Origin of the sequence: Rhizobium sp. NLR8a, from assembly GCF_019685235.1 — a bacterium.
Classification (GTDB): domain Bacteria; phylum Pseudomonadota; class Alphaproteobacteria; order Rhizobiales; family Rhizobiaceae; genus Rhizobium.
The window spans coordinates 58,093-80,028 of record NZ_JABDWI010000019.1; the positions used below are offsets into that span (position 1 = coordinate 58,093).

General features: G+C 61.3%; 23 protein-coding genes, 1 tRNA gene and 2 pseudogenes. 18 read left to right on the plus strand and 8 right to left on the minus strand.

The genetic code is table 11. The features are described from left to right. The first annotated feature begins 32 nt into the window (after positions 1-32). Positions 33-995 (plus strand): patatin-like phospholipase family protein, encoded by a 963-nt coding sequence (locus HJC04_RS29620; protein ID WP_210631236.1) that lies wholly within the window; start codon positions 33-35, stop codon positions 993-995. A 55-nt stretch (positions 996-1,050) separates the two neighbouring features. On the opposite strand, the gene HJC04_RS29625 is transcribed toward HJC04_RS29620, so the two are convergent. Both HJC04_RS29625 and HJC04_RS29630 read right to left on the minus strand, forming a co-directional pair. After that, positions 1,051-1,485: a CBS domain-containing protein gene (locus tag HJC04_RS29625; protein ID WP_210631235.1), complete on the minus strand. Its 435-nt coding sequence runs from the start codon at positions 1,483-1,485 to the stop codon at positions 1,051-1,053. Positions 1,486-1,580: 95 nt separating this feature from the next. Further along, positions 1,581-2,369 carry a rhomboid family intramembrane serine protease gene (locus tag HJC04_RS29630; RefSeq protein ID WP_221147728.1) on the minus strand — a complete coding sequence of 263 codons (789 nt, stop codon included), beginning with the start codon at positions 2,367-2,369 and terminating at the stop codon, positions 1,581-1,583. Between the two features lie 261 nt (positions 2,370-2,630). On the opposite strand from HJC04_RS29630, the gene HJC04_RS29635 reads away from it, so the two are divergent. The 7 genes and pseudogenes from HJC04_RS29635 to HJC04_RS29665 all read left to right on the plus strand — a co-directional run bounded on the left by HJC04_RS29635 (position 2,631) and on the right by HJC04_RS29665 (position 8,622). After that, positions 2,631-3,275, plus strand: a complete 645-nt coding sequence (locus tag HJC04_RS29635; RefSeq protein ID WP_210631234.1) for a PAS domain-containing protein — start codon at positions 2,631-2,633, stop codon at positions 3,273-3,275. Between the two features lie 124 nt (positions 3,276-3,399). Beyond that, positions 3,400-4,011, plus strand: coding sequence for a PilZ domain-containing protein (locus HJC04_RS29640; protein WP_210631233.1), 612 nt, complete (start codon positions 3,400-3,402; stop codon positions 4,009-4,011). A 357-nt stretch (positions 4,012-4,368) separates the two neighbouring features. After that, a pseudogene (locus HJC04_RS29645) lies at positions 4,369-4,506 on the plus strand (prolyl aminopeptidase); the annotation flags it as partial. 457 nt (positions 4,507-4,963) lie between these two features. Then, positions 4,964-5,569 carry a transglutaminase-like cysteine peptidase gene (locus tag HJC04_RS29650; protein ID WP_221147720.1) on the plus strand — a complete coding sequence of 202 codons (606 nt, stop codon included), beginning with the start codon at positions 4,964-4,966 and terminating at the stop codon, positions 5,567-5,569. 213 nt (positions 5,570-5,782) lie between these two features. Next, the gene (locus tag HJC04_RS29655) at positions 5,783-6,568 is read left to right on the plus strand and encodes a hypothetical protein (protein WP_221147721.1); all 786 of its coding nucleotides are present in this window, start codon (positions 5,783-5,785) and stop codon (positions 6,566-6,568) included. A gap of 139 nt (positions 6,569-6,707) precedes the next feature. Continuing rightward, entirely contained in the window at positions 6,708-8,234 is a 1,527-nt protein-coding gene (locus tag HJC04_RS29660) for a serine hydrolase (protein ID WP_221147722.1), read from the plus strand. 112 nt (positions 8,235-8,346) lie between these two features. Next, positions 8,347-8,622, plus strand: a complete 276-nt coding sequence (locus tag HJC04_RS29665; RefSeq protein WP_088393824.1) for a hypothetical protein — start codon at positions 8,347-8,349, stop codon at positions 8,620-8,622. Positions 8,623-8,666: 44 nt separating this feature from the next. Here HJC04_RS29665 and HJC04_RS29670 read toward each other — a convergent pair whose 3' ends face one another. Both HJC04_RS29670 and HJC04_RS29675 read right to left on the minus strand, forming a co-directional pair. Next, positions 8,667-9,104 carry a DUF1489 family protein gene (locus tag HJC04_RS29670; protein ID WP_210631228.1) on the minus strand — a complete coding sequence of 146 codons (438 nt, stop codon included), beginning with the start codon at positions 9,102-9,104 and terminating at the stop codon, positions 8,667-8,669. A gap of 60 nt (positions 9,105-9,164) precedes the next feature. After that, the gene (locus tag HJC04_RS29675; RefSeq protein WP_221147723.1) at positions 9,165-10,568 is read right to left on the minus strand and encodes an L-serine ammonia-lyase; all 1,404 of its coding nucleotides are present in this window, start codon (positions 10,566-10,568) and stop codon (positions 9,165-9,167) included. Between the two features lie 402 nt (positions 10,569-10,970). Between HJC04_RS29675 and HJC04_RS29680 the strand changes: the two genes are divergently transcribed. Together HJC04_RS29680 and HJC04_RS29685 are read left to right on the plus strand one after the other, a co-directional pair. Further along, the gene (locus HJC04_RS29680; RefSeq protein WP_221123570.1) at positions 10,971-11,735 is read left to right on the plus strand and encodes a DUF599 domain-containing protein; all 765 of its coding nucleotides are present in this window, start codon (positions 10,971-10,973) and stop codon (positions 11,733-11,735) included. Beyond that, on the plus strand, positions 11,735-12,724 hold the full coding sequence (locus tag HJC04_RS29685; protein WP_221123571.1) for a heparan-alpha-glucosaminide N-acetyltransferase: 990 nt from the start codon (positions 11,735-11,737) through the stop codon (positions 12,722-12,724). Before HJC04_RS29680 ends, HJC04_RS29685 begins: the two co-directional genes overlap by 1 nt. Positions 12,725-12,752: 28 nt before the next feature. On the opposite strand, the gene HJC04_RS29690 is transcribed toward HJC04_RS29685, so the two are convergent. After that, positions 12,753-13,145, minus strand: a complete 393-nt coding sequence (locus tag HJC04_RS29690) for a MerR family DNA-binding transcriptional regulator (protein ID WP_011425479.1) — start codon at positions 13,143-13,145, stop codon at positions 12,753-12,755. A 64-nt stretch (positions 13,146-13,209) separates the two neighbouring features. Next, the gene (gene mgtE / locus HJC04_RS29695; protein ID WP_064802760.1) at positions 13,210-14,622 is read right to left on the minus strand and encodes a magnesium transporter; all 1,413 of its coding nucleotides are present in this window, start codon (positions 14,620-14,622) and stop codon (positions 13,210-13,212) included. Positions 14,623-14,863: 241 nt separating this feature from the next. On the opposite strand from mgtE, the gene HJC04_RS29700 reads away from it, so the two are divergent. From HJC04_RS29700 to HJC04_RS29710, 3 genes are all read left to right on the plus strand, one after another. Further along, entirely contained in the window at positions 14,864-15,358 is a 495-nt protein-coding gene (locus HJC04_RS29700; protein ID WP_210631224.1) for a peptide deformylase, read from the plus strand. Between the two features lie 70 nt (positions 15,359-15,428). Beyond that, complete coding sequence (locus tag HJC04_RS29705) at positions 15,429-15,941, plus strand: BON domain-containing protein (RefSeq protein ID WP_221147724.1); 513 nt, start codon at positions 15,429-15,431, stop codon at positions 15,939-15,941. Between the two features lie 302 nt (positions 15,942-16,243). Beyond that, positions 16,244-16,612 carry a hypothetical protein gene (locus HJC04_RS29710; protein WP_210631222.1) on the plus strand — a complete coding sequence of 123 codons (369 nt, stop codon included), beginning with the start codon at positions 16,244-16,246 and terminating at the stop codon, positions 16,610-16,612. Positions 16,613-16,795: 183 nt separating this feature from the next. On the opposite strand, the gene HJC04_RS29715 is transcribed toward HJC04_RS29710, so the two are convergent. Beyond that, positions 16,796-16,880: transfer RNA gene (locus tag HJC04_RS29715), tRNA-Leu, on the minus strand. Continuing rightward, positions 16,845-17,009, minus strand: a complete 165-nt coding sequence (locus tag HJC04_RS29720) for a hypothetical protein (protein ID WP_221147725.1) — start codon at positions 17,007-17,009, stop codon at positions 16,845-16,847. Before HJC04_RS29720 ends, HJC04_RS29715 begins: the two co-directional genes overlap by 36 nt. Positions 17,010-17,062: 53 nt before the next feature. Between HJC04_RS29720 and lipB the strand changes: the two genes are divergently transcribed. The 5 genes and pseudogenes from lipB to HJC04_RS29745 form a co-directional block, all read left to right on the plus strand. Then, entirely contained in the window at positions 17,063-17,782 is a 720-nt protein-coding gene (lipB, locus tag HJC04_RS29725; protein ID WP_221123574.1) for a lipoyl(octanoyl) transferase LipB, read from the plus strand. A gap of 80 nt (positions 17,783-17,862) precedes the next feature. Beyond that, on the plus strand, positions 17,863-18,783 hold the full coding sequence (locus tag HJC04_RS29730) for a DMT family transporter (RefSeq protein ID WP_210631219.1): 921 nt from the start codon (positions 17,863-17,865) through the stop codon (positions 18,781-18,783). Between the two features lie 97 nt (positions 18,784-18,880). Continuing rightward, complete coding sequence (locus tag HJC04_RS29735) at positions 18,881-19,585, plus strand: hypothetical protein (protein ID WP_221123575.1); 705 nt, start codon at positions 18,881-18,883, stop codon at positions 19,583-19,585. Between the two features lie 107 nt (positions 19,586-19,692). Then, positions 19,693-21,702: an acetyl/propionyl/methylcrotonyl-CoA carboxylase subunit alpha gene (locus HJC04_RS29740; RefSeq protein WP_221147726.1), complete on the plus strand. Its 2,010-nt coding sequence runs from the start codon at positions 19,693-19,695 to the stop codon at positions 21,700-21,702. Between the two features lie 107 nt (positions 21,703-21,809). Then, a pseudogene (locus tag HJC04_RS29745) lies at positions 21,810-21,936 on the plus strand (S-(hydroxymethyl)glutathione dehydrogenase); the annotation flags it as partial.

Here is a 21,936-nt window from a genome sequence, read left to right on the forward strand (position 1 = left end):
GACATACGTGTTCTGCTGGAGGGGAGAGCGCAATGCTGAATTGGAGTCTGCACCGTCAAAGCGCTGAAGGCGAAGGCTCCGGTTCCGGCATGTCGACGATACTCGAGACGATCCCTGCGCCCGCGCCTGTCAACAAAATCAAGATCGCACTCGCGCTTGGCGGCGGCGCCGCCCGCGGCTGGGCCCATATCGGCGTGTTGCGCGCCCTCGACGAAGCGAAAATCGAAATCGGCATGATCGCCGGGACATCGATCGGCGCGCTGGTCGGCGGCTGTTATCTCGCCGGCAAGCTCGATGAACTCGAAAGCTTCGCGCGCTCGCTGACCATGCGCCGCATCGCCAGTCTGCTCGATCTGACGATCGGCGGCAGCGGCCTGTTCGGCGGCATGCGGCTGACCAAGCGTATGCAGGAGCATCTCGAGGGCCTGAACGTCGAGGATCTGGACCGGCCGTTCGTCGCGGTCGCCGCCGAGGTCAATACCGGCCACGAGGTCTGGATCGCCAATGGTTCGCTGATCACGGCGCTGCGTGCCTCCTATGCGCTGCCCGGTATCTTCGAGCCGGTCCGCAGCAATCACCGCACTCTGGTCGACGGCGCGCTCGTCAATCCGGTTCCCGTCTCTGTCTGCCGCGCCTATGAGCAGCCGCTGGTGGTCGCCGTCAATCTCAACTACGATCTCTACGGCCGCTCGGCGGTCGTCCGGCACAATGCCAGCCTCTCGCAGCAGGAATTGCAGAAACAGGAAGAGGCGCCCTATGCCCGCCTCGGCATGACCGGAGTCATGGTGCAGGCTTTCAACATCATCCAGGACAGGATTGCCCGCGCCCGCCTTGCCGGCGATCCGCCCGATATTTCACTGCAGCCACGCCTGAGCTATATCGGCCTTTCGGAATTCCACCGCGCAGGCGAGGCGATCGAACGCGGCTATGAGGAAGCGAGAGCCAGGCTTCCCGAGATCAAGCGCATGCAGGAAGTCTACGCCAGCCCTCCATGAGGCGTCGTCCCGCGACGGCGGCTGGGACGACGGCATCATTCAAAAAACCGAAACTTCAGCCGGCGATATAGGCCTTGATGTCCTCGGCCTCGCGCTCAACTTCGGCGATCCGGGATTTCACCACGTCGCCGATCGAGATGATGCCGGCAAGCTTGCCGTTGCTTTCCACCGGCACGTGGCGGAAGCGGCGGCTGGTCATCAGTTCCATCAACTCGTTGACGGTCGTCTCCTCGTGGCAGCGGTAGACCTTTGAAGTCATGAGCTGAGAGAGCGGCTGATCGAGGCCATCCTTGCCGTGCTTGGCGATGGCATGCACCAGATCGCGCTCGGTGAACATGCCCGAAATCCGGTTCTCCATGCCGACGACGACGATAGCGCCGATCTTCTTCTTGCTCAGAATGGCGGCCGCCTCGGCGACAGTGGTGTTCGGCCCGGCGGTGATGACGTCCCTGCCCTTCAGGTCGAGGATTGCTTTGACTGAACTGGTCATTCGAACCTCCTATGTCGAGCCTGTGACGTGTGTCACAGGCATCCGCGGCGGTTGCTCCCCCCAATCGCGGATCGTTCGATGGTGCACTGCCCGGCTTAGGATTGCAACATATCCTTCTCCGTTCCCGCCGGTTCTGCAGGCGGCCGTGGCGCCCGGTCAAACAGCGAAAACAAAAGGAAGCCGAAGACGAAGCCGCCGATATGCGCGTCCCAGGCGATCTCCTGGTCGCTGTCGCCGACGAGCGGAATGCCGGCGGCGATGAGCGCGTTGCCGACCAGCCAGAGAAGCATGAAAATGACGACGGTCCGGCTCTTCAGGGCGTCAATGATGGAAAGCCGGGCGTTGAGATGCGCCACCGGCATCGGTCGCCGATCGGCCGGAAAGGCGAATCGGCAGGCAGCCCCCATCAGCCCGGAAATGACGCCCGATGCGCCGATCAGCAGCGATACGTCTCCCCAATTGAGGATCGCATGCAGGGCGGCGGAAGCGACGGCGGACAAGATCCAGAAGAACAGGAACCGTAACGTGCCGATGCGGCGCACGACCGGCGCTCCGAAGGCCATCAGCCAGAAGGCATTGAAGAGGATATGCTGGGTGCTGCCGTGCAGCAGCGAATAGGTAACGGGCGTCCAGAACAGCTCCAGCCCCTGCTGCGACAACGGAATCACGTAGCGAGCGGGGACGAAACCGAAGGTAAACAGCAGCCAGCCCACTGCATCGTCCGAGAGAACGAGCGCCTGCACCGCATAGATAAGGATGAGCAGACAAAGGCTGAAGAGCAGCGCCGGCGGAAGGTTGAAGACCGGCACGCGGGGGGGCCGCGCCGGCGGCCGGGCCTCGGAAAGTCCGGGCGTCTTGTCTGGCTCGCCCGTCTGCTCGTTCATCTTTATCGCCTCGTTGAGGGCCTCAGCCATACAGGAGCGCCTGTCAAAAAAAAAGCCGCCCGTAGTGCCGGGCGGCGTAACCCGAATTCCTGAAAAGACCCAGGATCGGCAGATCGTGCTGAACTCCGAAAGTCGAAGCGATGGCTGGACATTGTCACGACAGACGTCGCGCCTCAACCGAAACCCTTTCTTAACCTTAACGGCCTGGATCTGGCATGAAATCCGCAAGGTAGAAGCTGTACGGGCAATGACTGCCCGAAAATGCTCCGGAATGGGACAGGTTGGTGTGAAATGCGTGTGCAAACGACCATCGAAATTTTTGACTATTGGAACCGTATCCGCGGCGCTGCCGATGCGCCGCTGAAATCACAGGTCGAACCCTCTGCCGTTCCCCATCTTCTGCAAAGTCTCTTCATCCTTGAGACGCGCGACGGCGGAGACATCGTTTTCCGGCTCGCAGGCACCCGCATCTGCGATTTCTTCGGGCGCGACCTGCGCGGTGAACGTTTTTCGTCGCTTTGGGCGCATGGCCAGCATGCGGACATTGAACGCACGGCGATGGGCGTCATGAACCATGCCATGCCGGCCCTGTTCAACACCACCGGCTACAGCACCGTCGGTCATCAGGCCTCCTTCGAGATCATCATGATGCCGCTGCGCTCGCCGGATGGCGCCTGCGACCGGCTGCTCGGCGCGATCGCACCGACGGCGGCTGCGAGCTGGCTGGAAATCGTGCCGCTGGAATTCCTGGCGCTCGACCGCAGCCGTCTGCTGCCGGAAAAATTCAGCAAGGCCGCGCCAGCCGAACTGCGCTCGATCAACGAGGTCGTCGCGGCAAAAGGCATCGGATTCGGCCAGGCCATGCGCCGCATGGTGTCACAGCTGCTGAGTGCCGAGGCGCGTTGAGCGTCTCGTTTCAGGACAAGGCGCGCACTCGTTTTCGGCCATGTCACAATAAGGCGAAACAACCTTCTGTTAATGGATTGGAGGTAAGGATTAATCTCTCCAGTTTTTATGAAGAAGCCCTTTGATGCACTCGTTCCAGCCAGCTCAGACGCAACGACCTGCGCCGCGCCCTGAACAAGGCGTTTTTCAGCGCGTGCCGATCAATATGCAGGGCCGGCTGATGCTTGCGAATTACGAGGAATTCGAATGCATGGTGATCGATATGTCGCCCGGCGATATGTACGTCACCTGCACCGGCCGGCCGCGCGCCAACGAACGCGTCGTCGCCTATATCGACCATCTCGGGCGCGTCGAAGGTTATGTCCAGACGCTCGACGGCCGCGGCTTTACCATGTCGATCAATGCCACCGAGCGCAAGCGCGAGAAGCTCGCTGCCCAGCTCACCTGGCTTGCCAACAAGCACGAGCTCGGCCTGCCGGAAGATCGTCGCCACGACCGTCTGACGCCGCGTGATACAAAGACCGAACTCACGCTCGAGGATGGCACGCGCTATACCTGCCGCATCATGGACCTGTCGCTGTCGGGCGCCGCCATCGATGTCGAGATGCGTCCCTCGATCGGAACGGCGGTGCGCCTCGGTAACATGCGCGGCCGCGTCGTGCGTCACTTCGTCGAAGGCGTGGCGATCGAATTCTTGTCGATCCAGTCCCGCGAGACACTGCGCGAATTCCTCTGACAGCCTAAAAATCACGATGCCCTGCGGCGGATCAATTCGTGGCCGATTGCTTCGAAAGCGCGTGCTAGGTCCGGGGCGCACCGGGTCGAGTCGTGTTGAAAGCGGGAAGCACCACGGCAAGCGATCTGCAAGCGGCGGCAGATCCGGCTTTGGAAGGCTGGCGCGAAATCCTGTCGCAAGTCGTTCCAATCAGTAAATCAGGTAGAATTATGAGTGGAACAAGCTGCGACACCGGTCGGGCCGAAGCGGCCGCGCGAAATTAGGCAGAATCTTGCATCGAGGAATTTCCGTCGGCCGTCCATCTTCCCTTCGTCATGAACATGATGGATAAGGTCCGCCTCGACCGCAGGTGCACCGATGCCAGCCCTCTACCCGGAAATCGAACCCTGTGATCACGGCCTGCTCGATGCGGGTGACGGCAACCTGATCTATTGGGAAGCCTGCGGCAGCCCGATGGGGCGGACGGCGCTCGTCCTGCACGGCGGGCCGGAAAGCGAGCTCGTAATCCTTCCGCACGCTTCCCATTCCACTGCAAACCCCGATATGAGTGCGGCAATCGTCGCCGCCACCGATCGATTTCGCGATTTTCCTCAAAAATAATTTTAATGCCGAACCCCGGAATCCGAGCGATATTCTGCTTTCGGCCCGTTCCAACCGGCCGATTCCACCGGCATCGCCACCGCAAGCATCCCGCCGCGGCGGCGCCGGCTTTTATCCGGCTCAGCGAAAACTCTTAACGACGCAACGGCAACGCAGGCTTTCCCTGGGCGAAGTCCTTGTCGCGTCCACTGCAATTTTAATCGATTTCGACACAAATACGCGCTGAATTTTATTCGCATTCGAGCCAAGTTTTATCGGCATTTGATTCAACTAAGCATTTAATTCTATTGCGTAATTTTGCGTGGGATAAAAACGTCCATGTCATTGTCGTCTCAACTTAGGGGAGACGGCAATGACAACTGCGAACATCCTGAAAGGCGGCCTTCTGGCCAGTGCGATCATGATGGCAATGGCGAGCTCGGGACAGGCAACGCCCGGCAGCATGGCACTGGCGGGCAATGCCAGCCCGCCGATCGGACACTATGAATTCTGCAAGGCCAATCCGGCGGAATGCACCTATGCCGGCGGCGATGCCGGGCCGGCCGTCCTCACGGAGGATCGCTGGAAGGAAATTCTCAAAATCAACTACACGGTCAATTCGTCGATCCAGCCGGAGACGGACGAACAGATCTACGGTGTCGAGGAACGCTGGGCATATCCCACAACCGTCGGCGATTGCGAGGACTATGCCCTGCTGAAGCGCAAGATGCTGATCGAGGACGGCTTCTCGCCATCCGACACGCTGATCACCGTCGTGCTGCAGCCGAACGGCGAAGGTCATGCCGTGCTGACGGTCCGCACCGATCACGGCGACTTCATTCTCGACAACATGCGCAACAAGGTGCTGCTGTGGTCGGACACCGAATACACCTATCTGAAGCGCCAATCCGCCACCGATCCGGCCCGCTGGTCGAAGCTTCAGGACGGCCGCGCTGTCGCGGTCGGCAGCGTCAGGTAAGCCAGCCCGCCGGCAAAGCCGGCACAGGTTTCGGCCCGGTCAGTCCCCGCATCCCGTCCCCGACCGGTGCCCAAGAGCCGTTCCCGCTGTCCCGGGAACGGCTCGCTCCTTTTTGGGACAAGGGTCCATCCCGGTGCGACCCAAATCTTAGCGAAGTATTAACCCTGCCGGTTCGATGATGGCGATCAGATTCATCATCGGCACCGGCGGCTCATGTTCTTCCTGCGGCGGACCGAAACGCGAAGAACCGCCATGAGCCAAGCCGCCCAAAGCGCACCCGACGAGCAGCCGCTTCTTTCCATGAGGTTGCTCCTGCGCACGATGGCGGTGATATCAGTCCTGGCGGTCCTGACCGTCGCCATCAGCATCGCCGGCCGTTGGTTCGGCCGGCACATCTCCCTTGCCGGCAATACCGACAGCACGACAGAAATCACGCTGACCATCGGCCGCGACACCGTGAAATTCCCCGAAAATACCATACGCTTCCCGAGCCAGAGGCATGACGGCGCCGCCGAACGCGTCGATCTCTACCTCGCCTGGCCCTCCATGCAGGGTTACGGCAAGGACAACCATCTGCGATTCGACGACATCGCCCAATCCTCCAGCCTCATCTTCCTGCAAATCACTCAAAGCACCATGTCGCGCGACATGTCCGGCCGGCTGGAGCCGATCTATTCGCATCTGATCGAAGGAGCAGCCGAGCCGTTCCGGGACGGATTGACCCTCCATCGACTTCGCGCCGACGCCGGTTATGGCGGAGAAGTGCTGCTCACGGCACCGGTCAAAGGCGGGCCGGACTACGTCGTGCGCTGCATATTGCCTTCAACTCAGGACAAGGCCGCAAGCGGAGATTGTCAGCGCGACATCAAGGTCGGCAAGGATCTCAGCGTCCTCTACCGCTTCTCCAGCAGCCATCTCGCCGACTGGGAACATATTGATGCCGCGATCCGCCTCTTTGTGGAGCCGCGTCTTGTGAACCGTTCTGTGACAGGTCCCTAAAATGCCGCCGGAGAAGGCATGAAACGATTCATCATAAACGGATTGGTAACGCTGAATCGGTAATTTCAAAAGACGAGCTGTGCGGCGGGGGTGTGCGGTTCCCGCCCAATATCTGAAATGCAAAGCGAAGAGTGGAATAGTGTCAAGGTCAGTCTCCTCCGTATCATCGTCCCGGTCCGGCAGCTTTTTCGCAAAGCTCCTGGCGATCCTTTCGATGGCTCTCACGGTCGTCCTGGTTGATTCGGTCAATGCCGACGCGGAGGCGGCCAATCCGAAATATGCGGGCATCGTCGTCGACGCCAAGACCGGCAACGTTCTCTACAGCGAGAATGCCGATCGGCTGCAATATCCCGCCTCGCTGACCAAGATGATGACCCTTTATATGACCTTCGAGGCCTTGGAGCAGGGTCGCATCCGCCTCGATACGCCGGTTCCCTTCTCCGCTCACGCGGCCGCCCAGGCGCCGACCAAGCTTGGCGTGCGCGCCGGCGGCTCCATCACCGTCGAGCAGGGCATCCTCGGTCTCGTCACCCTGTCGGCCAATGATGCGGCAACCGCGCTTGGCGAGATGCTCGGCGGCAGCGAAGACCGCTTCGCCCAGATGATGACTGCCAAGGCGCATGCACTCGGCATGACGCGCACCACCTATCGCAACGCCAACGGCCTGCCGAACACGGCGCAGATGACGACGGCGCGCGACCAGGCCCGCCTCGGCATCGCCCTTCGCCAGCATTTCCCGCAATATTACGGTTATTTCTCCACCCGCGCCTTCAAGTTCGGCACCCGCACGATCCGCAGCCACAACCGGCTGGTCGGCTCCGTGCGCGGCGTCGACGGTATCAAGACTGGTTATACGCGCGCCGCCGGCTTCAACCTGGTGAGTTCGGTACAGGTCGACGGCAAGTCGATCGTCAGCGTCGTGCTCGGCGGCACGTCCGGCCCGGCTCGCGATGCCCAGATGCGCAATCTGATCGCCACCTACCTGCCGAAGGCGTCGAGCCGCGGCGGAAATTCGGCGCTGGTGGCCCAGGCAGCCCCTGCCCCTGAAATGATCGAAACGCCCGCTCCGGTTCAGCCGCAGAAGGCCCGGCTGCAGGTCGCCCCGGAACAGGTCGCAAAAACGATCACTGCGACGCAGCCGCCCATTTCTGTCGCTGCCGCCGATCTCAGCCTGCCGCATAAGGGCCCGCTGCCGGATGCCCGTTATCAGGTGGCCGAGGCCGAAGTCGCCTATACCGAAACATCGGCGCCGAAATCCGAGAACCCGCTGGTTGCCCAGACGATGCCGGCTGCGACCAAGGTCAAGACCACGAGCTTCAAGCAGCAGGCTCCGGTCGTCGCACCGGCTGCACAGGACAACGCCGCCGTCGACCACGTCACGACCGCTTCGACCAACGCCACCCCGGCAAGTGCCGCGCCTGCGGGCTGGGTCGTCCAGGTCGGCGTCTCGCCGAGCCGGCAGATGGCCATGGACCTCCTGGAGAGCGCGAAGAGCAAGGGCGGCAAGGCGTTGGCCTCGGCAAAGCCCTTCGCCGTCGCCTACGGCGCAGGCAACGACCAGGTCTACCGCGCCCGCTTCGGCGGCTTTGACGATCAGCGCGATGCGGTCAACGCCTGCAAGGCCTTGAAGAAGGCCGGCATCAAGTGCTGGGCGGCAGCACAATGAGCTATTCGGTGCCGCCTGCGACAAGGCCGGCGGCATCTGGAACGGCCGGAATCGGTGTTTGCGTTTCCGGCTATCGGTTTGAACTCGATCAGTAGTGCGTACGGGGAAAACTATGGCGATCAATGAGAATGTTCCGGGAATGCCAGGCGACCGCCGCGGCGGGGCCAAAGGGCGTTCATCCCTGCATCCGCTGCACGAAGCGGCGCTGCGACTTGCCGAAATCGGTCTGCAACGGCCGAGGGCGAAGTCTGCCAAGACCCGGGATCTCATCAATCTGCTGCTTTGCCATGGCGCCCGCGCCTGGCGCTATTCGCAGCCGGAAGCCCGCATTCATCTGCATGTGACGTCGCCGGACGGCAGCGCGCCGGTGCAACTGCGTCTGCGCTGAAATCCGCATGCCGTCGTCCGAAACCGGTATCTTGGGCGATAGAATTAGAGCAGGCCGAGATCTGTCAGTTCGCGGCGCAGTTCCGCGGGCATTTCGGCGATCCCGGCGCCCAAGCTCGTCAGATCGGGCGGCACGTCATCCTGCGTGTAGTAGCGCCAGCCCTGAAAAGGCCGCTTCGGCTGCACCGCGGTTTCGATGACCTCGGGGCCGAGCATCAGACGGCAGCGTGAAATCCCTTCATCGTCTGTGAACGTCTCGATGTCGAGCAGCCTCTGCCTCGCCTGCACCTGCCCCTTGATCACCCAATAGAGCGAGCCGCCGTCAAGAAGCTCCTCCATGCGTTTGGGCACCATGCGCGTGGTGTGAACCGAATGCGGTTCGAGCCCGGCGGCAATGGCGCGCAGCGAGCGCTCCGCCACCCATTCGCGCAGGTCCTCGATCGAGTCGGCGCCGACACAGAGTTTGATGAGATGCAATGCCATGCCGCCGTTCAAATCCTTTTGGCGGCGGGCGTCAAGTGTGAAGCGAAGGAGTCCGCACGCTCAGCATTCGACGACGTTGACAGCCAGGCCGCCGGTCGAGGTTTCCTTGTATTTCTCGCTCATGTCGTGGCCAGTCTGGCGCATCGTCTCGATACAGGCGTCAAGCGGCACGAAATGCTGACCATCACCTTTGACGGCGAGCGATGCCGCGGTGACGGCTTTGACGGCGCCGAGCGCATTGCGCTCGATACAGGGAACCTGCACGAGGCCTGCGACAGGATCGCAGGTCATGCCGAGATGATGTTCGAGCGCGATCTCGGCGGCATTCTCGATCTGCTCCGGCGTGCCGCCCATTACGGCTGCAAGGCCTGCAGCCGCCATCGCCGCGGCCGAGCCGACCTCGCCCTGACAGCCGACCTCGGCGCCAGAGATCGACGCATTGTGCTTGATGATGCCGCCGATCGCCGCTGCCGTCAGCAGGTAGTCGCGGATGCCGTTCTGGTCCCAGTCCTCGTGGAAATGCTCATAATAACGGATCGTTGCCGGAATGACGCCCGCCGCGCCATTGGTCGGCGCGGTGACGACGCGCCCGCCGGCGGCATTCTCCTCGTTGACGGCCATCGCATAGACGCTGAGCCAATCATTGGCAAGCAGCGGATTGACGCGATTGCTACGCCACTCCTCCTGCAGCTTGTCGTGAATGCGGCGGGCGCGGCGCTTGACGTTAAGGCCGCCGGGCATGACGCCCTCGACCTTGAGGCCGCGCTCGATGCAGGAGCGCATCGCTTCCCAGATGCGGTCGAGCCCCTGATCGAGCTCCTCTTGGCTGCGCTGGCTCTCCTCGTTCGCCCGCTTCATCTGCGCGATCGAAAGCCCGGAGCGCTCCGCCATCTCCAGCATCTGTTTGGCGGTCGAGAAGGGATAGGGGACGCGCACGCCGCCCGTGGCATTCTTCTTCGCCCGCATCTGTTCCAGCTCGGTGTCGGTAACGACGAAGCCGCCGCCAATCGAATAATAGATGCGCTTGAGGAGCAGCCGGCCGTCCTTGTCAAACGCCGAAAAGATCATGCCGTTGGCATGGCCCGGCAGCGGCTGTTTCTTGTCGAAGATCAGGTCGGTCTTCGGCTGGAACTGGTAGGCCGGATGGTCTGCAGGGGTGATGCGTCCGGTGCGCTCGACGGTATCGATGATGCCGTCCATCCTGTCGGGATCGACACTGTCCGGCGCCTCACCCATCAGTCCGAGAATGACGGCCCTGCCCGTTCCATGGCCGATTCCGGTATGAGCGAGCGAACCATGCAGGCTGACCTTGATCGCGGCGACCTGCGCGCCCGATGAAGGGCGTGGCCATTCATTCGACAGGATCAGATCGAGAAACCGGTTGGCAGCCGACATCGGACCCATGGTGTGCGAGCTCGACGGCCCGACACCGATCTTGAACACGTCGAATACCGAAAGAAACATGGATGCGCCTTTTGAATATGAAGTTGTAAGCTTAAGCAAGGTCGGTTTCGAACCCGCGCGGGCCACCGACATCGCCTGCAGCCGATGCGACATTCCCGGGACCATACACCCGGAGTACGATGCCGAAAAGCGGCAGCAGTTTCGGACAGTATCATGCGCTAACTATTTAATTTGGAACAGGATTCAAAGCTCGAGCCGAGCCGGCCCGAAATAGTCCTGTTTCAGCGCATCGGCCGGAATATCAGAATCGCTTTTCGGAAAGTACGATGTATCGATACAGAGCGTTGCAGCGTGCTTTCGGACACGCCAGGCGCCGAAATCCGGCGGCCCGGCCTTCCGGTCATTGCAGCATTTCGATGCATATGTAAGGTGGCCGCACTTCATGCGGAGACTGAATCACTGATGACGACGGCGGACTACATTGCTCTGGCCTTCTTTGCCTGTGTCTGGATGGGCTATTCCTGGCTGCTCAAGGGCCGCACCTTCTTCGGCCGCACCAGTCTGACGCATGCGATGACCGAACGGCGCCGCGAGTGGATCTACAATTCGCTACGCCGCGACCTGAAGATGATCGACACACAGATCATGGCCGGCTTGCAGAACGGCACGGCCTTTTTCGCCTCGACCTCGATCTTCGCGATCGGCAGCTGCTTCGCGCTGCTCGGCGCAACCGAGAAGGTCGACGCCGTCTTTGCCGACCTGCCCTTCGTGCTCCATGGCGGCCATGCCGCCTTCGAGATGAAGGTCGGCGGACTGGCGGCGCTTTTCGGCTATGCCTTCTTCAAGTTCGGCTGGTCCTATCGGCTGTTCAATTACTGCACCATCCTTTTCGGCTCCATCCCGATGATGCGCGATGCCGAGAGCGACATCATCGCCGCCGAGCGGGCCGCCGAGCGCGTCATCCGCATGAATGTCATCGCCGGCAGCAATTTCAACGAGGGTCTCAGGGCAATCTTCCTGTCGATCGGCTATCTCGGCTGGTTCATCAATCCTTACGTCTTCATGCTGGCGACGGCGACCGTCATCTTCGTGCTGACCCGGCGACAGTTCTTTTCGGAGGCGCGGCTGGCGATCATGGATGCAGGCCCGCCATCAAATCTCCACCTTTCTGCTATTCGCCGCGACACGCCGTCGAACGACGGAAATGATTCGACCAGGGGACTTTGATGACCATGCCGGCAATGCACGCCGATGCGGTGGCAAAACCGCCGCGCATCGGTCTATTGGATACGGCGCGCGGCGTCGCGCTGATCGCCATGGCGAGCTACCATTTCACCTGGGACATGGAGTTCATGGCCTATCTGGCGCCGGGCACGGCCGAGACCGGCTGGCTGAAGATCTATGCCCGGGCGATCGCCACGACCTTTCTCTTCATCGTCGGCGTCAGCTTGGTGCTCTCCAGCACGCCGACGATTCGCTGGCCGTCCTTCTGGAAACGTTTCGGCATGATAGCTGGGGCCGCCGCGGTCATCTCGGTCGCCACCCGCATTGCAATCCCGGACACCTGGATCTATTTCGGCATCCTGCATTGCATCGCGGTACTCACGCTCATCGGCATCGTTTTTGTCAGATTGCCGCTCGCCTTGACGCTCCTCGTCACCGTCGCGCTCCTTGGCGCCTGGATCCTCGACAACTTCGGCACACCGGGCCTGCTCCGCTCATCCTTCTTCGATCCGAGATATCTCGCCTGGATCGGGCTTGCCGAAACGCCGCAACGCTCCAACGATTACGTCCCACTGTTTCCTTGGGCTACGCCGTTTTTCGTTGGCTTGAGCATCGCCTTGATCGCCATCAGAACCAGGCTGCCGCATCGGCTCGCGGCCATCGGCACAGGCTCCTGGTGGCCGGCGAAGCTTGGCCGCCACAGCCTTGCCTTCTACCTCATTCATCAGCCGGTGCTGATCGCGATCGCTTACGGACTTTCCATTGTCGTCCCGCCGCCGCAGCCGGATCCGGTCGAAACTTACCTTAGGCAATGCAACTCCGCTTGCGTCATGCAGCAAGGCGAAGCGCTCTGCCGCAGCTTTTGCCAGTGCACGCTCGACAGATTGCAGGCCCAGGCGCTGCTGATACCGTTTCAGGCCGGCAAGATCGATCTTCAAAACGATGAGCGGGTTCAGACGATCGCCAGCGAATGCAGTGCCGAGGCGCAATAAAGGACCGGCAACCGTTTTGCGGCAAGTCTCAGGTGGTAACGCCGATTTCGGCGAGGCGGCCGAGGCAGGCCTCTTCGATATTGTCGAGCTCCGTCAGCGTGTCGTCTATGTCCTTACGCTTCTGGCGCAGGTCCTCACGCTTCTCGTCGACGCGCTTCATCAGAAGCTTCAGCTGGCCGAGCTCGCCGGGCGGCTCCTTATAGACCTGAATGATCTCGCGGATTTCCGCGATGGTGAAGCCGATCCGCCGTCCGCGCAGGATTTCTCCGATGAGCCGTCGGTCCGCCGGCCGGAAGAGACGCGTGCGCCCCCGCCGCTCCGGATGGATCAGTCCCTCGTCTTCGTAGAAGCGGAGCGTGCGCGTCGAGACACCGAATTCGCGGGTCAGCTCCGTTATGCTATAATATTTGTTCACAGGCATGTGTTCCCCGTCGTCGAACCGGCAATAATATTGACTTTTACGTAATAGTCAATTTCGGCGCCCGTCAGATGCCGAACCACCAAGTGGCGATGCCGAGAAAAGCGAAGAAGCCGGTACAGTCGGTCACCGTCGTCACGAACACCGACGAGGCAATCGCCGGGTCCGCTCCCACCTTGTCGAGCAGCAGCGGCAGCAGGATGCCGGCAAGCGCGGCCGCCATCAGATTGATGATCATCGCCGCCGCGATCACCCCGCCGAGCTGATAGTCGTGAAACCAGATACCGGCGATCGCGCCCATGATCGTCGCAAAGACGGCGCCGTTGAGAATGCCGACGCCGGCCTCCCTGCGGATGATGCGGCCGGCATTGTAGATGTCGAGATCGCGGGTGGCGAGCGCACGCACGGTCACCGTCATCGTCTGCGTGCCGGCATTGCCGCCCATCGAGGCGACGATCGGCATCAGCACCGCCAGCGCGATCATTTTCTCGATTGAGGCGTCGAACAGGCCGATGACGCTCGCCGACAGCATCGCCGTGCCGAGATTGATCAGAAGCCAAAGGAAACGCGATCGCGCCGTCGAGATCACGTTGTCCGACAGTTCTTCATCGCCGACGCCGCCGAGGCGCTTGATGTCCTCGTCCGCCTCTTCGTGGATGACGTCGACGACGTCGTCGATCGTCAGCACGCCGACCAGCCGGCCGTTCTCGTCGACGACGGCAGCCGAGAGCAGGTCATATTGTTCGAAGAGCTGGGCGGCCTCCTCCTGATCCATCTCGGCGGGAACCGGATGGTTGGTCTCCCGCATGATCTGCTCGATTTTCGTCTGCCGCTTGGTGCGCAGGATCTGGTCGAGATCGACGGCGCCGAGCAGCTTGAAGGTCGGATCGATGACGAAGATCTGCGAGAAGGAATAGGGCAGATCCTCCTCGTCGCGCATGTAGTCGATCGTCTGCCCTACCGTCCAGAATGGCGGTACGGCGACGAACTCGGTCTGCATGCGGCGGCCGGCCGAGCTTTCGGGATAGTCGAGCGCCCGGCGCAGCCGCACCCGCTCGGTAAACGGCATCTGGGCGAGGATTTCTTCCCGGTCCTCCTTGTCGAGGTCTTCGAGAATGTAAACAGCGTCATCCGAATCGAGCTCGCCGATCGCCGCTGCGATCTGTTCGTTCGGCATTTGGTCGACGATCTCGCGGCGGATCGCCTCGTCGACCTCGGTCAGCGCCGTCATGTCGAAATCTTCGCCGAGCAGGCGCACAAGCGCCAGGCGCTGATCCGGCTGGATGGATTCGAGCAGGTCGCCTATTTCGGATTCATGCAGGCGGGCGACATTCCCACGCAGGAACAGCGTATCACGATCGGCGATCGCCGCACCAACGAGCGCCAGGAAATCGCCGCGGACATTGCCGTCCTCGTCGTAGATATCCGCTTCCTCGTCATCGCGCCGGCGGATGCGGTCTTCCCCATCGGTCGTGGTCATCTGCCGCCCTCGCACCTGGTTCGAATTTCAACGATTACCGCATCGCATTCGCAAATGTCGGCCGAAAACACATTGTCAACAAGCGGATAAGCGAATCCCGCGCGAAGCGCCCGCAGCCGGAATTCTTGGCCCCTGCTAGCTCAAAGCATCCTTGTCGTAAAGCGCCAACCGTGCTTCGTGATGACAATGTCTGCGGCCGGCGATAGTTTCCCCGCCGCTCAAACAGAGGGGAGCCTGCCTCATGCCCATCCGTCCGATCCTGCGCTATCCGCATCCGGGCCTGAAGACCGTCTGCGAACCGGTGACGGTCTTCGATACGTCGCTGGCAGCGCTCGCCGACGACCTGCTGGCGACGATGCGCGCAGCCCCCGGCGTCGGCATCACCGCCGCCCATGTCGGCGTCTTCCTCCGTGTGACGGTGCTGGAGCTCGACCGGGCCGACAGTGCGCGCCTCTACGTCAATCCGCAGATTACCTGGAGGTCGCAGGAGACGATGAACCATGCCGAGGGTAGCGTCTCCATGCCCGGCGCGACCGAAGAGCTCACACGCCCACGGGCGATCCGCTTTCGTTATCAGGATGCCGGCGGCGTCGTGCACGAGGAGACCGCCGAAGGTTTCCTCGCCATCTGCGTCCAGCACGAGGTGGACCAGCTCGACGGTATCTTCTGGCTGCAGCGGCTTTCGCGGCTGAAACGCGAACGCCTCGTCAAAAAATGGGAGAAAACCCAACGCTGACAAATCGCCCGCGACACCGAACCATTCGCCCCTGTCGGCGTTGTCACGAGAGAAACTAGGAGCGACTATAATGGCAAGGATCGGTGACAAGACCCCGATTTCACGCGAGGCCCCCGAGCTTTCCCGTGAAGAAGATTATCGCGACCTCGAGGAACGCAATCTCGATGATGGCTGGCCTTATGCCGATGGCACCGCTGCCAGCGACCCGGCAAACCGTCCCTATGGCGAGACTGCGGCAAATTTCGACAGCGATCCCAACACAGGGTTCCGAGTCGATGGCACAGACCGAGACGGCAACGAGAACCGCCTGAAGGATTCATTGCGCGCCGGTATGATCGATCGCGATGAAAGCGACGAGCTCGAGGCGCGGGTGAACGACGCTCTCGAAAACATTCCCGAGGTCGATATCAACAGTATCGAGGTTCATGCGGACGGTCACGTCATCACTCTCGAAGGCTCGGTCGAGACGATCGGCATTGCGCGCAAGGTCGAGCTCGGCGCGCTTTCGGTCGACGGCGTCCACCATGTTCGCAATAAGCTGCAGCTGACCGGGGTTGACGCGCATATCCCGAACGAGGACTGATCTGTGACGCCCATGGTTATCATTGAACGGAGGCGGCGTCGCCTCCCGTCCGGTCTTACCTCACATTACCAAAAGTTAACAATTTGCGATTGCAGCATGAGCAGGCAGTCTGCCGTCCATTTGGTCCGGTGGCTGCCGTAACGGAAGCGTCACGGTCATTGACAACACCGTGATTTCATTTGAAGAAAAGCAGTGAATCGGCCAACTTCCGTTCACAATATTGCCGCAATTGGCGCGCGAAATCTTAGCTGCCGGGGATGGTTTATGTTGTTGTATGCAACAACAGATTGAGGAGAAGTACCATGCGCATCAGATTTGCCCTCGCCGCGTCCCTGTTTGCCGTCAGCCTTGCCGGCGCTGCCTTCGCTCAGCCGACTTATTCCGATGATTATACCAACGACAGCGATGGCTTTGCGCCCTCAAAGATGGCGCAGCCTGCCCCCGTGCACTATGGCAACAATCACAAGGCTCCGGCCTATTCCAGCGACTACACCAATGACAGCGACGGCTTCGCCCCGGTTGCCATGACGAACCCGGCGATCGACAAGACCGCGACCGCAAGCATCAAGACCCTGCCCCCGTGCCACAGCATGATCGGCCCGAGCGGCTCCCATACCAAAGGTGCCGACAGCGGCGCCTCGCGCACCGAAGCCTGCCGCGCAACGCATTGATCGGCCACAACAGACGATCGGGACGAAAGGGCCGCAGTCGGCCCTTTTTTCTGTTCAGCTGTCCGGTGCCGTGGCCGGGGACGCGCTGATTTCCTGCGTCGCGGCACTCTCGCGTATATCTGGGAAATCAAGACATAAAAAAACCTCGTGGAACCAAATGGTCACGAGGGTTTTTTAATAATCTGGTGCGGTCGAGAAGACTCGAACTTCCACGGGTTGCCCCACAGCGACCTCAACGCTGCGCGTCTACCAATTCCGCCACGACCGCATCGTGGTAGATGCCGATTTGCGTCGGCGGGGCAGCATGTAGCAAAAGCATTTGGGGTGCACAAGGGCGATATGACAGTTTTTTTGAAAACCTTTCACGGCATTTGAATTGGCCGGAAAACGGGTCCATATAGGTCTCCTGCCGCCCCTATTTCGTCAGGCATTTGGGACAGGCGGCAAGGAATGGCCATGCTTCGCACCGATCTCGAATTCTCCATGCTCCCGAAACTCGGCACCCGGCCGGTGCGCTGGCGCATCGCCGATGAACTCGTTGCCTATGAGGCGGCGGTGGCGACGATGGAGCGCGAGGTGGCGGCGATCGGAGAAGGCGGCGACGAGCTTGTCTGGCTCGTCGAGCATCCACCGCTCTATACCGCCGGCACCAGCGCCAATGCGGGCGACCTCGTCCAGCCGGACCGCTTTCCGGTCTTTGCGACGGGGCGCGGCGGTGAATATACCTATCACGGACCCGGTCAGCGCGTCGCCTACGTCATGCTCGACCTGAAGCGCAGGCGCCAGGACGTGCGCGCCTTCGTCGCCGCTCTCGAGGAGGTCGTCATCCTCACGCTCGACATGATGAACGTGCGCGGCGAGCGGCGCGAGGATCGTGTCGGCGTCTGGGTCCGCCGCCCGGAAAAGCCGTTGCTGCCGGACGGCACGATGGCTGAAGACAAGATTGCCGCCCTCGGCATCCGGCTGCGCAAATGGGTGACCTTCCACGGCCTGTCGCTCAACGTCGATCCCGATCTTGATCATTTCAGCGGCATCGTGCCCTGCGGGATATCGGCCTATGGCGTCACCAGCCTCGTCGATCTCGGCCTTCCCGTCATGATGGCGGATGTCGACATCCGGCTGCGGGCCGCTTTCGAGACTGTTTTTGGTGAAACGGCGAATGATCTCTGACCGCTTGAGCGGTTTCACGGGCTTGATTTGTCCGGCTTTCCCGTGATTGATGGGCGCTGTTCCCACAAGAATCGGCAGCCATGTCAAAGCCCCCTGAAAATTCCCTGCAGGGCATGGCCATCATGTCCGGCGCCATGTTCATCCTGCCGGTCATGGATGCCATCGCCAAATACATGGCGACCTTCGAATCGATGTCGCCGGCTCAGGTCACCTTCTACCGCTTCTTCTTCCAGATCGCCTGCACCCTGCCGATTCTCTTTGCCATTTTTGGACGCGAGGCGCTTTCCGCCAAGCGGCCGTGGATGAATTTGCTGCGCGGCGTACTGCACGGGGCTGCGAGCCTGCTGTTCTTCGTCGCCGTCAAATACATGCCGCTTGCCGACGTCTTCGCCATCTATTTCGTCGAGCCCTTCATGCTGACCGCCATGTCGGCCCTGTTTCTCGGAGAGAAGGTCGGCTGGCGGCGCTGGATGGCAATCGTCGTCGGTTTCGGCGGCGCGATGATTGTCATCCAGCCGAGTTACGAGATTTTCGGCCTGAAGGCGCTGCTGCCGGTAGCCTGCGCCTTTCTCTTCTCGCTCTATCTTTTCCTCAATCGCGCGATCGGCGAGGCTGATTCACCGCTCACCATGCAGACGATGGCCGGCATCGGCGGAACGATCTTCATGGCGGCCGCCCTTCTCGTCGGCAGCAGCGCCGGTAATGGGGACTTCGCCATTTCCCTGCCCTCCTCCGGCCTCGGCCTTGCGCTGCTTGTCGCCCTCGGCTCGATCTCAGGATATGCGCATATGTTGGTGGTGCGGGCTTTCCGGCTTGCACCGCTGTCGCTGCTTGCCCCGTTCCAATATTTCGAGATCATCTCGGCCACTGTGCTCGGCTATGCGCTGTTCAATGATTTCCCGAATTTCTCCAAATGGATCGGCATTTTCATCATCGTCGCATCCGGCCTCTTCATCATCTGGCGAGAGCGGCTGCAGGCGCGATCGCTAAAATCTTCGTGATTGGCGCAGCAGGCGGTTAACTCCCCTTCTTGAGGGATCGTCAATTCGCGACCGCTAAAACTGTTTCCGGCTTCATGATGAAGCCTGGAGTTAAAACATGAGCGAATTTCGTCTCGCTTTTCCGGCCTGTGTCGTGGCCGGTAAGCATCGGCTGACGGCCGAAGATATCGTGCTGCTGCGCAAACATGCTTTCCCCGAGGGGATCCGGACGTCTCAGGATGTCGTTGCAATGTTGGCGCTCAACAATTCCTGTCCCGAAAAATGTGCCGAGTGGAACGCTTTCTTTGTGGAGCAGATCGCCGGTTTTATCGTACATTACACCTATCCGCAGGGCTCGCTTGATGAAATCAACGTTGCCTGGATCATGCGCATGTTCACCACCGACGGCGTCGTCAACTCGGCGCTGGAGCTCGAGCTCATTCTCCACGTCATGGAGATTTCGACCAATGTCCCGGGTGAATTGAGAGCGCTTGCCCTCGACCAGCTTCGCCTGGCGATCACCGACGGCATCGGCGGCTATAATCTGTCGCGCGCCGTCGACCGCAAGAACATCACGCGCCAGGACGTCGATTTTGCGATGCGCATCTTCAGAGGCATCGCCGCAGGCGGCGTCATCGCCGTGTCGCCGGCTGAATATGGCGTCCTCAATCAGATCGAGCAGGCAACGCTGCCGGGCGCCAACCATCCGCACTGGGCTGGGATCATGGCCTCCGTCACGCTGCGCGATCGCCCGGAACCGCGGCGCAGCCGCTGGCTGCGCATCGTCGATGAGGAATCCGTTGCGGAAGCCGCTGTCGCCTGACATTCGGCGGCTTAGTCCCACATCTCCCGCGTGCCGGCCCCAAGCCGATTGTGCGTTCCGGTATTTTATGCGTAAAACTCCGGAACGCATTTCTGGGTGGAGTCTCGATGTTCAAGAAAATCCTGATCGCGAATCGCGGCGAGATTGCCTGCCGCGTGATCAAGACCGCGCGCCGCATGGGCATTTCGACCGTTGCGGTCTATTCGGACGCGGATCGGGACGCGCTGCACGTCGAAATGGCCGATGAGGCCATCCATATCGGCCCCGCCGCAGCGTCGGAAAGCTATCTGGTCGCCGAGAAGATCACCGCCGCCTGCAAGGCGACCGGCGCCGAAGCGGTGCATCCGGGTTACGGCTTTCTGTCCGAACGCGCCTCTTTCTGCGCCGAGCTGGAAAAGCAGGGCATCGTCTTCATCGGCCCGAAGCCGAAGGCCATCATGGCGATGGGCGACAAGATCGAATCGAAGAAGTTCGCCAATGCGGCCGGCGTCTCTACCGTGCCCGGCCATCTCGGCATCATCGAGAACGCCGCGCATGCGGAAACGATCGCTGGCGGGATCGGCTATCCGGTCATGATCAAGGCGTCTGCCGGTGGCGGCGGCAAGGGCATGCGCATTGCCTGGAACGAAGCCGAGGTGCGCGACGGCTTCGAGCGCGCCCGCTCGGAGGCGAAGAGTTCCTTCGGCGACGACCGCGTTTTCATCGAGAAGTTCATTGTCGAGCCGCGCCATATCGAGATCCAGGTGCTGGCGGATGCGCATGGCAACGTCGTCTATCTCGGCGAGCGGGAATGCTCGATCCAGCGGCGGAACCAGAAAGTCGCGGAAGAGGCACCCTCGCCTTTCCTCGACGAAAAGACCCGCAAGGCCATGGGCGAACAATCGGTGGCGCTGGCGAAGGCCGTCGACTACCAGAGCGCCGGCACGGTCGAATTCATCGTCGACCGCGACCGCAATTTCTATTTCCTCGAAATGAACACCCGCCTGCAGGTCGAACATCCCGTGACCGAACTCGTCACCGGCATTGATCTCGTCGAGCAGATGATCCGCATCGCGGCGGGAGAGCCGCTCGGCTTCGGCCAGGAGGCTGTCAGGCTCGATGGCTGGGCGATCGAAAGCCGGCTCTATGCTGAAGATCCATACCGCAACTTTCTGCCTTCGATCGGCCGACTGACGCGCTACCGCCCGCCGGCGGAAGGCAAGACCGGCAACATTGTCGTTCGCAACGATACCGGCGTTTTCGAGGGCGCCGAGATCTCGATGTATTACGATCCGATGATCGCCAAGCTCTGCACCTGGGCGCCGACGCGCAGTGAAGCGATCGAGGCCATGGGCCAGGCGCTGGACGGCTTTGTCGTCGACGGCATCGAACACAATGTTCCCTTCCTGTCGGCGCTAATGAAACATCCGCGCTGGCGCGAGGGCCGGCTTTCCACCGGCTTTATTGCCGAGGAATATCCTGACGGTTTCGCGCCGATGAAGCCGGACCGGCAGGAGGAAGCCACGCTTGCCGCAATCGCGCTGTCTGCCTCGCTTATCGAAGCGAACCGCCGCGACCGTTTCGCCGATCGACTGCGCGCCGCATCGGCCACACTGCCGGAGCATTGGGTGGTCAAAACAGGAGGCAGCTACGTCGCTGTCAGACTGCTCGATGGCCTCGTCACCATTCCCTTCGATATGGAGATGGAATTCGAGGATGAAAGCCGGAGCATTGTCACCGATTGGAGACCGGGTGATCCGGTCTGGAGCGGCAAGGTCGGCGACAAGGATATTGCCGCGCAAATCCGTCCCGCCCTCAACGGCGTGCGCATCGACTGGCAGGGACTGTCGGTGACCGCCAAAGTCTTTTCGCCGCGCCACGCGGAACTCGACAGGCTGATGCCGGTGAAGCTGCCGCCCGACACCTCAAGGCTCCTGCTCTGCCCGATGCCCGGCCTCGTCGTGTCTATAGCGGTCGCCGAGGGCCAGGAGGTCAAGGCCGGTGAAACGCTTGCGATCGTCGAGGCGATGAAGATGGAAAACGTCCTGCGCGCCGAACGCGATCTTGTCGTTTCGAAGATCAACGCCGCTCCCGGTGAAAGCCTGGCCGTCGATGCCGTGATCATGGAATTCGCCTGAAGGAACACGGCAGGGGCGGCAGCAGTGCCGGTCGGCGTTTTCTCTTGAGCCCGGCTTGCCTGACATGCCAAGGTTCGTCTGATAATGTTACAAGGGAGATTGGGAAGATGGACGTTCGCGCCGCCGTTGCCGTTCAGGCTGGAAAACCGCTCGAAGTGATGACCGTGCAACTCGACGGCCCGAAGGCCGGCGAAGTGCTGGTGGAAGTCAAGGCGACCGGCATCTGCCACACCG